The sequence below is a fragment of the Nitrospirota bacterium genome (genome assembly GCA_035873375.1).
In the GTDB taxonomy this organism is placed as follows: Bacteria; Nitrospirota; Thermodesulfovibrionia; order Thermodesulfovibrionales; family JdFR-85; genus BMS3Bbin07.
Genome location: JAYWMQ010000034.1, coordinates 17,714 through 28,859 on the forward strand (window position 1 = coordinate 17,714; position 11,146 = coordinate 28,859).

General features: G+C 47.3%; 15 protein-coding genes and 1 tRNA gene. 12 read left to right on the top strand and 4 right to left on the bottom strand.

The features are described 5' to 3' along the window. Positions 1–6: 6 nt before the first annotated feature. The 6 genes from VST71_07590 (at position 7) to VST71_07615 (ending at position 3,960) form a co-directional block, all read left to right on the top strand. Entirely contained in the window at positions 7–672 is a 666-nt protein-coding gene (locus VST71_07590) for a methylenetetrahydrofolate reductase C-terminal domain-containing protein (protein MEC4685578.1), read from the top strand. Positions 673–765: 93 nt separating this feature from the next. Next, entirely contained in the window at positions 766–1,644 is an 879-nt protein-coding gene (locus VST71_07595) for a methylenetetrahydrofolate reductase (protein MEC4685579.1), read from the top strand. 43 nt (positions 1,645–1,687) lie between these two features. Next, entirely contained in the window at positions 1,688–2,494 is an 807-nt protein-coding gene (gene panB / locus VST71_07600; GenBank protein ID MEC4685580.1) for a 3-methyl-2-oxobutanoate hydroxymethyltransferase, read from the top strand. A 90-nt stretch (positions 2,495–2,584) separates the two neighbouring features. Next, on the top strand, positions 2,585–3,313 hold the full coding sequence (thyX, locus tag VST71_07605) for an FAD-dependent thymidylate synthase (GenBank protein ID MEC4685581.1): 729 nt from the start codon (positions 2,585–2,587) through the stop codon (positions 3,311–3,313). A 181-nt stretch (positions 3,314–3,494) separates the two neighbouring features. Further along, a tRNA-Asn gene (locus tag VST71_07610) sits at positions 3,495–3,570 on the top strand. Next, the gene (locus VST71_07615; GenBank protein ID MEC4685582.1) at positions 3,538–3,960 is read left to right on the top strand and encodes a GIY-YIG nuclease family protein; all 423 of its coding nucleotides are present in this window, start codon (positions 3,538–3,540) and stop codon (positions 3,958–3,960) included. The genes VST71_07610 and VST71_07615 overlap by 33 nt, the downstream gene beginning before the upstream one ends. Before the next feature lie 187 nt (positions 3,961–4,147). Here the strand turns inward: VST71_07615 and VST71_07620 are convergent, their stop codons facing one another. Genes VST71_07620 through VST71_07635 form a run of 4 tightly spaced genes read right to left on the bottom strand, consistent with a single transcriptional unit; the run spans position 4,148 to position 6,607 of the window. Further along, entirely contained in the window at positions 4,148–4,609 is a 462-nt protein-coding gene (locus tag VST71_07620) for a hypothetical protein (GenBank protein MEC4685583.1), read from the bottom strand. Positions 4,610–4,639: 30 nt separating this feature from the next. Next, positions 4,640–5,245 carry a hypothetical protein gene (locus VST71_07625; GenBank protein ID MEC4685584.1) on the bottom strand — a complete coding sequence of 202 codons (606 nt, stop codon included), beginning with the start codon at positions 5,243–5,245 and terminating at the stop codon, positions 4,640–4,642. 2 nt (positions 5,246–5,247) lie between these two features. After that, positions 5,248–6,261, bottom strand: coding sequence for a CsgG/HfaB family protein (locus VST71_07630; GenBank protein MEC4685585.1), 1,014 nt, complete (start codon positions 6,259–6,261; stop codon positions 5,248–5,250). Continuing rightward, positions 6,209–6,607: a CsgG/HfaB family protein gene (locus VST71_07635; GenBank protein MEC4685586.1), complete on the bottom strand. Its 399-nt coding sequence runs from the start codon at positions 6,605–6,607 to the stop codon at positions 6,209–6,211. The genes VST71_07630 and VST71_07635 overlap by 53 nt, the downstream gene beginning before the upstream one ends. A gap of 308 nt (positions 6,608–6,915) precedes the next feature. Here VST71_07635 and VST71_07640 point away from each other — a divergent pair, with 308 nt between their 5' ends. From VST71_07640 to VST71_07665, 6 genes are all read left to right on the top strand, one after another. Beyond that, a complete protein-coding gene (locus VST71_07640) occupies positions 6,916–7,167 on the top strand; it encodes a helix-turn-helix domain-containing protein (GenBank protein MEC4685587.1) in 252 nt (83 codons plus the stop codon). Beyond that, on the top strand, positions 7,157–8,515 hold the full coding sequence (locus VST71_07645) for a HipA domain-containing protein (GenBank protein ID MEC4685588.1): 1,359 nt from the start codon (positions 7,157–7,159) through the stop codon (positions 8,513–8,515). Before VST71_07640 ends, VST71_07645 begins: the two co-directional genes overlap by 11 nt. A 173-nt stretch (positions 8,516–8,688) precedes the next feature. After that, the gene (locus VST71_07650; protein MEC4685589.1) at positions 8,689–9,261 is read left to right on the top strand and encodes a Uma2 family endonuclease; all 573 of its coding nucleotides are present in this window, start codon (positions 8,689–8,691) and stop codon (positions 9,259–9,261) included. Between the two features lie 67 nt (positions 9,262–9,328). Continuing rightward, positions 9,329–10,081, top strand: coding sequence for a hypothetical protein (locus tag VST71_07655; protein MEC4685590.1), 753 nt, complete (start codon positions 9,329–9,331; stop codon positions 10,079–10,081). A 392-nt stretch (positions 10,082–10,473) separates the two neighbouring features. Further along, a complete protein-coding gene (locus VST71_07660) occupies positions 10,474–10,671 on the top strand; it encodes a hypothetical protein (protein ID MEC4685591.1) in 198 nt (65 codons plus the stop codon). 277 nt (positions 10,672–10,948) lie between these two features. Continuing rightward, positions 10,949–11,146, top strand: a 198-nt coding sequence (locus VST71_07665; GenBank protein MEC4685592.1) for a YjbQ family protein, incomplete at its 3' end; no start/stop codon positions are given.

Consider the following 11,146-nt stretch of genomic DNA (forward strand, 5'->3'; position numbering starts at 1 on the left):
TTAGAGATGATTATTTCCAGGAAGCGTGACTTTCAGGAATTACTTGAAAATATCAAAAACTACAAGAGTTTTTTTCTTATAGGATGCTCGGAGTGCGCCTCTCTTTGCGGTACCGGAAGCGAGAAGGAGGTTAAGGAACTTGCAGAGACCCTGAAGTCGGAAGGAAAGGAAGTAACAGGCGGTATTGTTGCAAAGACAGGCTGTCAGGTGCTGGGGACAAAGAAGGAACTCAAGGCCTATAAGGATGAAGTAAACAGTGCAGAGTGCCTTCTCGTCATGTCCTGTGGCGCCGGCACACAGACTGCGGTTGAGCTTTTTGAAGACAAGCCTGTCTATGCGACCAATGACTCACTCTTTCTCGGAAACATGACACGCTTCCAGGTCTTTGATGAGCGGTGCTCCATGTGCGGCAAGTGCATACTCGACAAGACCGGCGGGATCTGTCCGATAACTACCTGTCCCAAGGGTTTGCTTAACGGGCCCTGTGGCGGAATGAAGGATGGCCACTGTGAGGTGGGTCCGGACATCCCGTGTGCATGGGTAAGGATATATGAGCGGATGAAGAAGCTTGATAAACTTGAGGAACTGACCGGGTCTGTTTTTGATGCCAGAGACTGGTCAACAGGACAGAGCCCCAGGGCCTTCAGTGCAAGAGAGAAAAAGGGGAAATGAGCAGTCCGTCAAAGTCAATCCTCTGTCATAATTATACAGTAGCATAAAGGTTATAAATTAACCGGCCTGAAAAGAAAGAAGGAGGAATAGAGAATGTCATTCAAAGAGGCCCTTGAGTCAGGAAAATTTGTCGTAACCGCCGAAGTTGGTCCTCCCAAAGGGACTGATATTTCGGAGATGCTCCATCATATAGAACTGCTGAAAGGCAAGGTGGAAGCCATTAATTTTACCGACAACCAGTCTGCTGTAATGAGAATGAATTCCCTTGCCGGTTGTGCGATAGCCGTTGAGCACGGGGTTGAGCCCATTCTTCAGATGACTTGCCGTGACCGTAACCGCATAGGACTTCAGTCCGACCTTCTTGGCGCCTATGCGCTTGGAGTGAAGAGTGTCCTCTGTATGACCGGCGACCACGTCTCTGCAGGTGACCATAAAGGGGCAAAGCCTGTGTATGATGTTGAGTCGGTCCAGTTGCTCCGGATAGTTGACTCTCTGAATAACGGCAGGGATATGGCAGGCAATGAGTTGAAGGGTGGCACTGATTTCTTTCAGGGGGGTGTTGTCACTCCTGAGGCAAATCCGCTTGAGCCGCAGCTGATAAAGTTTGAAAAGAAGATAAAGGCAGGGGCCAGGTTTTTCCAGACCCAGGCTGTTTACGATATTGAGAAATTCAGGGAGTTCATGAAGTACGCACGGAATTTTCCTGTTAAAGTGCTTGCAGGGCTTGTTGTGCTTAAGAGTGCAGGTATGGCAAACTTTCTTAACAACTATGTCCCGGGAATAAAGGTGCCGCAGGAACTTATTGCTGAGCTCAAGGCAGCAGGTAAGGGGAAGGGCCTTGACAAGGGGATCGATATCTGTGCCAGACACATAAGGCAGATCAGGGACGAAGGCATCTGCGACGGAGTTCACATAATGGCCATTGGCATAGAGGACAAGGTTCCCGAGATTATGGAGCGGGCGGGGCTATAGATTTTCCATTTACCAGTTATCACTTTCCATTGAGAGATGAAAAATGACAAATGACAGGATTACAATTAACGATTTTCTGAAAAAAAAATCAGAGGGCAGGAAGCTCGCCCTGCTTACTGCATATGACTATCCCTTTGCCAGGATTCTTGATGAAGCCGGGGTGGATGCAATCCTTGTGGGCGATTCCCTCTCAATGGTTGTTCAGGGCCTTGAAAATACCCTGCCTGTTACAATGGATGAGATGGTTTATCACACGAAAATGGTGGCAAGGGCAACTCAGAGGGCAATGGTGATAGGTGATATGCCCTTTATGTCCTATCAGACCTCGGTTGAGGATGCAGTAAGGAATGCAGGCAGGTTCCTCAAAGAGGGCGGTGCCCATGCCGTCAAGGTAGAAGGGGGCTCTGAGGTATCAGATAAGATAAGGGCAATGGTGAGTGCGGACATACCTGTTATGGCACATATAGGATTGACACCGCAGGCGATACATAGAATGGGGGGATACAGTGTGCAGGGACGTACTGAGGAGGCACGGCAGCGGTTGATTGAGGAGGCCCGTGTGCTTCAGGATGCTGGCGCATTCAGCCTGGTACTCGAGGCAATACCCCTGGAACTTGCAAAAAAGATCAGCGAAACCCTTGTGATTCCTACAATTGGTATAGGCGCAGGTCCATACTGTGACGGCCAGGTCCTTGTGTTGCATGACATACTCGGCCTCTTCGAGAGGTTTGTCCCGAAGTTTGTAAAACGTTATGCCAATCTGAAGGACGATGCCCTGAACGCAGTAAGGAAGTTTAAGGAAGAGGTTGAAAACGGCGAGTTCCCAGGAGAGGACCAGAGTTTTAAATGAAATTTATCATTTGTCATTGTTCATTGACAGATAACAGATGATAAATAATAAACGAATGACAGATGATAAATAGTAAATGGTAATTGAAATATGTCTGAAGCTAAATTAAAAGTTATACTTTTAAAGCATACACCAAACCCTGAAGAGATCGTGGCAATGGCAGCAAAGCTCTGCTACAGCCCTTCGGATATTGAGGGACTCAGCACAAAAATAAAGGCTAAGGACCAGAAGGCCTTTGTTGAAAAGCTTGTGAAGATGGGGCACATGAGCCCTGTGGAACATGCGTCCTTTACCTTTGCCGTTGAGGGAATTTCAAGGGCCTGTTCTCATCAACTTGTCCGTCACAGGCTTGCCTCATACAGTCAGCAGTCACAGAGGTATGTCAGCGAGGAGGCAGGCTTTGATTACGTAATCCCGCCTTCAGTCAAGGATGATAAAGAGCTCGCAGGGTATTTTGAAGACTTCATGGCAGAGGCCCAGAAGGCATACAATCATCTTGTAAAAAAGCTCAATGAAAAGGGTATCAAGGGCGAGGCTGCAAATCAGGATGCAAGGTTTGTCCTTCCCAATGCCTGTGAGACAAAGATAATGGTTACCATGAATGCCAGGGAGTTGCTGCACTTTTTCCACCAGCGCTGCTGTCTCAGGGCACAGTGGGAGATAAGGGACATGGCTGAGGAGATGCTGAAACTTGTGAAAAAAGCCGCGCCAATCATATTCTCAAAAGCCGGCCCCGGATGTATATCAGGCCCATGTCCGGAGGGAGATTACACCTGCGGCAAGATAAAAGAGGTCAGGGCGCGCTATAAAAAAATGTAAGACCGTTTTATCGTGACAGTTCCCGGTTCTATTTGACAAAATTCCGTGTTTTTTGCTATAAAATAAGACTGTTTCCCCGGTAGCTTCCCGAAAGTGTTCGGGGCAGAGTCCCGAAAGCATTCGGGATTAACCACCATGTAGGAGTAGCCGGAGTAGAATAGTTGGGCAGTAAAAGGCAAGATCCCCGGTAGCTCAGTTGGCAGAGCGGGTGGCTGTTAACCACCATGTCGCTGGTTCGAGTCCGGCCCGGGGAGCCAACCCTAACCGGAACCAGGAATAAAGAGTTGGCAGAGTCCCGAAGGCGTTCGGGATTAACCACCCCGCTTATTGCGGGATTCGAGTCCGGCCCGGGGAGCCAACCCCATATAATCTTCAGGAATCTTACTGTTTTGCCCTACATTGTATACATATTAAAAAGCGAAACAACCTCCCAATACTATATCGGTCATACAGACAACATGGATCGCAGGCTTTCCCAGCACAACAATCCGGATTATCACGGAACCAGGCATACAAAGCGTAACAGGGGTCCCTGGTCATGTGTCTACACTGAAAAATACAACTCCCGATCTGAGGCGATGAAGAGAGAGAAAGAGATTAAGGCCAAAAAGAGCAGGAAGTATATTGAGTTCCTGATAAACAATTAGCAGCAGTCAGCGGAATTCCCTGTGCGGAATCTGACACTCAGGGCAACTATAGCAGCTATATCAAATATTAGCTTATAGATGTATTTTCCGACCTGCTTGCCCAAAAGGGATCATCAGATGAAAGATCATTGAAAAACAGCCTGTCCATTTTTATCCGGCTGGAGCGGATAGATGTTTGCAGACGTTTTCAGCGGCCACTACATATATTGAAAATCTCCTCTATCTTGACAGGCTCGAAAGCAACCGTAAGCTTTCTTCTGCTCTCATCCGGGTATATGATCTCTATCTCTGTCCACGGATGATCACAACACTTTGCCCTTTCTCCTTCATCATCAAGGGTCTTTAACTCAGCCAGAAGCCGGGTTACCGTGCTCTCTTTTACCTCTTTTTCCACCTCTGCACACTTGCAGAGTTTTCCGGATACCCCTTTGGTATGGCAGTAATACCTCAGGATATAACCGGATGATGTGCGCGTGATATACGCCTCTTTGACATATTGAAGCCCTGCAATTGAATAACCTGTAACTTTAACAGAAAGAGATTCAACTATTCGTTCCCTTCCCGGCTGGTTGGAGGCGCACGCGACCATAAGCAGAATAATACCCGATATCAGGCCGGTATGCCTCCATCTGTGGACTGAATTCTCCATGATCAGCAGATGTTGAAGATTCAGCAGCACTCATGGAAGAGTGGTTAATCCTTTATAGTCGATACGCTTAGCATAATCCTCAATAATGCCCTTCGAAACCCCTTTGCCTTCTACAGTAATGAGAAACGAATTTGCAGCCAGCACACTAATCTTTCCACGTTTCTCTTCAGGGTTGTACTCAATAACCGCCTTTTGTCCCTTTATCCTCTTCAGTCTGCCCTTTTCAGATACCCCAAGCAGGGGATTGAACATCATCTGTATTTGCAGCATCGGAAGGTCAGTGCTGATTGTAACAGTAACAGTACCGGAGCCTTTGTGATATTGGCGCGATGCGTAGATTCCAACCTTAACACCTGCCACTGCCGAACCAATAGCCCGTGAGGCAGCATCCTCTGCCGTCCAACCCGGCGGGGGAGGCGGCAGAAATGACTGTAACCGTTCAGCCCTTTTCTGCATAATTAATTGAGAGGCATACTCGAGATCTTCAGTAGCAGCCTTGTATTTGCCGCTACGGTATTCCTGCAGGGCATCTTTAATCGTGTCCGTGACCTCGTCAGCATAGGTCGGGCTGACAGAGGCTGCCACTATCATTAACGACAATATTACCCTTAAGACCATAGGTAAAGGACGGAACATTATTAGTACCTCGTAACCTTCAGGTTTGAGATCAGGAAGTACTGACCTTTCTCCATGTCGCCTCTCTGTATGATCACGAATCCATCCCTGTTCTTTGATGCAACAACGGGGTCGACCTCAGCAGTGACAATCCTCCTGCCATCAACAAACAACCTCCACCTGTCTCCCTTCTGCTGAATTGCAACCCGGTGCACAGTCTTTGTTGAGGTTGTACCAACCTTCTCATCGGGTTCCGGAAAGTATATCTCAAAAAGTGAATCTTTGTAATAACGAAGCCTCAGTCTCAGGGTCTCACCCTTTCCGGTTTTCCCAAATCTAAAATCGAGCGGCTCAACACCTTTCCCGCTGGAGTAGACGTCAAACTCAATGGCAAAATCCCCCTTGAGGTTCAATGCCTTTGAAATTCTTGACTCAGGAGTGACATTCACTATCCATCTCTTGCCTCCAAGCTCTACACACTCTACCTTTCCTGTGAGCGGGCTGAACCCTGCAGGTACCTCCTCACATGTGGAAAAGTCCTCTGAAAACAACAGGATATCCCCTGGTTTGAATGCAACAGCCGGTCGTTTCAGTTTTCCCGCTGGTCCTGCAGGCGATGGCCCTGCTTCAGGGCTTTTAGTGCCCTCAGGGGAGTACCTGTAATATTCCGATGGGATCTGGGAGGCGATGTAATTAACCGCCTTTTCGATCATTACCCTCACAGCCTTCTCCATCGGCGTATTCTTGTACACGCTTAACCCAGCACCCAGGATGCCTGCTCCTCCCCATCCAACACCGAGACCTCCGACGTTAAAGGAGGATGCCTTGCCGTCCACAGTGGTGGTGCTTATAATCCTTCTGGTCCTGACGTCAACCAATCTTAAGTCCATTGATATATAGGCATCCTTTTTACCAAACTTGATGCCACCCAACATTCCCGGCAGTAATCCTCCGCCTCCAACACCAAGCCCTCCTGCTTCAGGCTCAAAGGCCGTGATGGATCCGAGTATGATAATATCTGCTGATCTCCCATCCACCTGCTCGGGGTGCCTGTTCCTCTTTCACATAACCTGTCTGGGCAAGATCAATCTCTTCTTTTATCTCCTCAAGTTCTTCCCTTCCTCCAAGGACAATAAAGCGGTTTGTCCTGAAAAGTCCGCTTATAAGCATGTCTCTCAGACCATCACCGATTGTGCCCCCACATTTTGCAGCCTTGCACTTTATGCGGGCAACGGATATTCTTGCCTTTGGGCCACTGTAGGTTGCTGCTTGTTGGATGTTTGGGGCGGTTGGTTGTTCTTGAACCCCTGCCGTCATTGTTGCGCAGGAATATAGGAAGACCACAACGAAGAGATAAAGAATGCTCCTTTTAGACAGAAACATGGCTATCCCCCCTTCCTGTTTCTAATCTGTTGCAACTGCAGGCAATATGAGTTTATAAAAAAATTTTAGCGCATGATAACCTCTATGTCAAGTCCTTAATCTTCCTCAAGAACTACAGGGTTCCCTGTAAATTGTGGATTTTTTGTATCAGTGGCCAATACATCGATAAATTTTCAGGCTATAATTGATATATAAGTCAATTATAGCCTGAGTTATCTTTATAGTTGACATATCAAGCAATTCAATAATTGACAAATAGCTCAAATTAACCTATAATAAATATATAAATTGACAAAGGAGTCAAGGATATGGAAGATGTAATTTCAGCCCTGCTTGAGCAGATTGTTCAGGATGGTAGGAAGCAGGGCCTTGAACAGAAGGACATTGCCCGAAAGGCAGGGATATCACAGGAGACACTCTCCCGTGCCAAAAAGGCATCCGACATGCAGCTTTCCACCCTCATCCGGCTGGCCAATGCCGTGGGGCTGAAGGTAGCGCTGGTTCCTGCTGCACCTGTTTTAGAAAAAATCCTCTCAGGAGGGCTTTTCCGTGAAGACTGACCGTGAAGCAGTTATATGGACACGCATAGGGATGCGGCCGGTGAAGATGGGGCGCATCTATGTGACTGATTCCGAGTGCCGTTTTACATATAGCGAGGACTTTCTGAAGACCGGTCTGCCCGGAGTCGGGATCCTCTATCCTCCGGAAATCATTCAGCAGACAACCATCGTTCGTCCCCGAACCGAGTTTTTTGACCTGCTGCCCCCCATTCAGTCCCTGATACCGCCAAGAGGCGAAAAGAATTTTCAGAGGCAGCTCGTTCTTGCCTATCTGGCCAGAAAAGGCATTGTCCCCTCACGGGGTTTTGATGCGGACTGGGAGATACTGATGATGGCCGGGCACGGGGGAATTGGCCATCTGGATGTATTTAGAGATGATGACAAGGCACTTGAATGGTACGGGGTTCCTGCCAAACATACTCTTTTTGAGATTTCCGACAGGTTCGGGTTTTCCCTGAAAGAGTTTTTGACCTGGTTTGATGACGATGCCGCCGGGTTTGTTCAGATCATAGGGGCCACCCCTACAGTAGGCGGCGCTATACCAAAACTTTTAATGACGATTCCCGAGACCGGATGGACCGGACAGGTAGGGCTTCCAAGTAAAATCGGTGCTCACGGTATAACGGATGTAATCCTGAAATTTGAGCAGACAAGGAGCTATCCGGGCATTATCGAGCTTGAAGCCCTGGCCCTGGACATACACGAAGAGGCAGGTTTTGAAGTGCCGCGGAGGTGGAAGACCGTGATTAACGGTATTCCTACATTCGTTATCGAGAGGTTTGACCGTGACAGGAACTGCAATCCCCTGTTAACCGAGACACTGTATTCAATTTTCGCTTCAGGCGATCAGAGTATCACAAATCCTTACAGTACCACCTATGATGCAATCGGACGTGCCATTGACCGCTCGCCGATTGACCTGGTTACAGACAGGAAGTCCACAAAACAGTATCTTCTTAAACGGCTTTTGTTTGCACTGGCAACAGGTAACGGTGACATGCACCTGGAAAACCTTTCAATTATAAACAGGGGAAATACGCTTGCCTTCTCACCTGTTTACGACCCGACTCCCATGCGGGCCTACAGCATACACAACATGTTGACACCGATGCCGTTCGGACAATACGGAGAAGTCTCCCTGGACGAGGCCCTTGTACGGTTTGCGAGGAACCTTGGTTTCAGAAAGAATTATCTGCTGGATCTGATAGATGAGGTGCTTGCTGTTACAGGGGATTATGCGGACCGTATCCGGGCATTAAAAAGTCTGCCGGATAGGAACAGGGAAAACCTGGTTTCCATTGTGGAGGCGGTCAAGTCGCAACTCAGGTCCTGTTCAAAAATGACGTAACCTTTTTACTGCCTGCTCAATTGTGTGCCGGAATAGAGATGGAGAGTTGGAGTGATGGCAGGCTTTCTGTCGGTGATTCATTGACAAAGTTGGTGAGATTCTGGTACAAACAGTAAAGATGGCTGGTCAGAAATCAGGGATGCATCTGCAGGAAATAAACAAGGGAGAGCATAATGGGGCTTGCAATTAAAAAAGATAAAAGATACACATATCAGGATTATCTGACCTGGCCGGATGACGAGAGGTGGGAGATCATAGATGGTGCAGCTTACAGTATGAGCCCTGCACCGAAAGTGAAGCATCAGAGAATTTCGGGGAATCTTTTTAATAATTTGAAAAACATTATTGATGCCAGATGTCCGGTGTTCTCTGCTCCTACCGATGTAGTGTTTGATGATTTCAATATCGTCCAGCCCGATATTTTTGTAGTCTGCGACAGGGACAGGATTACCGAGGACAACATCCGGGGCGCCCCTGATTTAATCGTTGAGGTGGTCTCACCTGCCACTGAACTGAAGGACAGGCGCGAGAAAAAGGTGCTTTATGAACAGTCCGGCGTAAAGGAATATGTTATCGTCTTTCCTGACAGGGAATACGTGGAGAGATACTGCCTGAAGGACAACCAGTACAGTGCTCCTGACATATTCAACTGGGATGAGGTTTTAAAGCTCTGTGCCTTTGAGATAGAGATAAATCTGTGGGATATATTTGAGAAGGAGAGGGAAGAGGCCGGTAAGGAAGAATGAAGAGTTCAGTCCGGCTTTGTGAATCCTTCCGGGTAACAGGGAATGTGATGGTAAAAAGAGGTTTATCATGAGCAGGAATGTGATACAGTTTCCGGAGAGGGCAGACAGGAACATCGATATGGTTCTTGAGGAGTTTCTTGCAGAGCAGAGTAAGCGGCTGAAACCAAGGACGCTCCTGAGATATGAAGACATTGTTGATTTACTGAAAGACCATCTGAACGGTTATGGACATACAGGACTTTCAAAGGCTGAAGCAATCTTTTTTGACAGGTGCTGCAACTCTGAGGGCTCAGAACAGCGGGAGTTCTGCCAGGTATTCGGTCCTGAGAAGATTATCGAAAACATGGGAGACTTTCTCGGGTATTTTATGGTCAGAAAGGTCATGGCTGGAGCTGATTTCAAGCGTTCTTCAGGCACGGTCATGAAGAAGCTTTCAAAATGGCTGACTGAAAAAGGGTATATTTCAGAGGAGTCAGCCAGGGACGGAGTGGATGAAGGGATCGCTGCAGCAAGGGACCTGCCCCGGGCAGAGCAGGCTGCAGAGATACTTTACAGGGCATCTGCAGGCATTGGCATTGACCCTGCAGGTCGTGATTTTGAAGATTTTATGGAGTTTGACCAGTATACCATTGCAGGAATAGAGCCCGGAAAACTCTGGGTCAGGATATACGAAGGGGGTGAAAGGGACACCCTTGGGCCTGTGGCTGTTCCTGAAAGTGCAACTTTTCTGCTTGCAAAGGGCTGGGATATCAGTTGCGCCCTTGGCAAGGTAAATGGAAAGTGGCGGATAATCGACATGGGAAATGTTTATCCGCTGTAGCCTTCACTCAGGATTTGGCCGGACAGGGAATCCATCAGCCTCTCACATCAAAGACACTCGTCCTGAATCTTTATGGATAAAGTCTGTATATCTGTAAAGTGGATAAGGATCTCAGGGAGATAATACTTCAAGGGGGCAGGGTGCTTTATTCATAGAAGAAGTGAAGTGCTCACTTGAGAAATCAAAAAAAGCCTTCAAAAGACTTGATGAGGCGGGTAGGGAAGCAGTTGAGGTAGTAAGCAGGAACATGAAACTGTTTGAGGATTACCTCTCCGGTTAAAGATACATGCAGGGTTAAGATGATAATTTAGTGAAAAAATGTTATAATTATACTATAAAATGAAAATATAAAGATGTGATTTACGTGTACAATCCATACAGGAGGTCGTAAAATGAAACCGGAATCAAGAAAGCTTTTTCTGGAAACAAGGGCACGTATTATTGAACGTGCGAGGGAAGAAAGCAGATCAAAGTCAAAAAGCTTAAAAGATTTGCTGTTTGGTTCTAAGATAGGTAACATGAAATATTATAATATCAGGAAAAGCGGAGACAACAAAATTACGACTGAAGACCCCTCGAAGGGGGATTGAGACGGGAGACATGGTTTCATCAGAAACCATGTCTCCCGTCTCGTCATAGAGCTATAGCCCCTTTTCTGTCAAACAAGTATTTATCTTCCCATCAATAGTTCCCCCGGAACCTCTCTGCGAGTCAAGAGACAGGTCTGAACGATTTGTTAAACCTGTAAATAAATTAGAATTTTAACTTGGTTAAGCGTTTGTAGTACAAACAGAAATCGTGCATTTTAAGGGAGAGATTGTGTAAAATTCATAAGGCAGCGTCCGTTCAGGGAGTCAGGAGGCTTTTATGACTTTTACAGAGACGATTTCGTTGAGTACAGCAGGTTTTACCGATATAATCGATATTACCGATAGGGTCATTGCTGTTCTGGGACGTTCAGGTATGGAGAACGGGCTGGTAACGGTCTTTTGTCCCGGCTCGACCGGGGCTGTTACAACTATAGAATACGAATCCGGTGTGCTCATGGACCTGCGGGATGCCATC

Bases quoted from the DNA above. Each gene is read 5' to 3' on its own strand.
- VST71_07625 (MEC4685584.1), bottom strand. From the start codon at position 5,245: ATGTTCCGTCCTTTACCTATGGTCTTAAGGGTAATATTGTCGTTAATG.
- VST71_07660 (MEC4685591.1), top strand. From the start codon at position 10,474: ATGAAACCGGAATCAAGAAAGCTTTTTCTGGAAACAAGGGCACGTATT.
- VST71_07635 (MEC4685586.1), bottom strand. From the start codon at position 6,607: ATGTTTCTGTCTAAAAGGAGCATTCTTTATCTCTTCGTTGTGGTCTTC.
- VST71_07640 (MEC4685587.1), top strand. From the start codon at position 6,916: ATGGAAGATGTAATTTCAGCCCTGCTTGAGCAGATTGTTCAGGATGGT.
- VST71_07620 (MEC4685583.1), bottom strand. From the start codon at position 4,609: ATGGAGAATTCAGTCCACAGATGGAGGCATACCGGCCTGATATCGGGT.
- VST71_07590 (MEC4685578.1), top strand. From the start codon at position 7: ATGATTATTTCCAGGAAGCGTGACTTTCAGGAATTACTTGAAAATATC.
- VST71_07650 (MEC4685589.1), top strand. From the start codon at position 8,689: ATGGGGCTTGCAATTAAAAAAGATAAAAGATACACATATCAGGATTAT.
- thyX (MEC4685581.1), top strand. From the start codon at position 2,585: ATGTCTGAAGCTAAATTAAAAGTTATACTTTTAAAGCATACACCAAAC.
- VST71_07655 (MEC4685590.1), top strand. From the start codon at position 9,329: ATGAGCAGGAATGTGATACAGTTTCCGGAGAGGGCAGACAGGAACATC.
- VST71_07595 (MEC4685579.1), top strand. From the start codon at position 766: ATGTCATTCAAAGAGGCCCTTGAGTCAGGAAAATTTGTCGTAACCGCC.
- VST71_07615 (MEC4685582.1), top strand. From the start codon at position 3,538: ATGTCGCTGGTTCGAGTCCGGCCCGGGGAGCCAACCCTAACCGGAACC.
- panB (MEC4685580.1), top strand. From the start codon at position 1,688: ATGACAAATGACAGGATTACAATTAACGATTTTCTGAAAAAAAAATCA.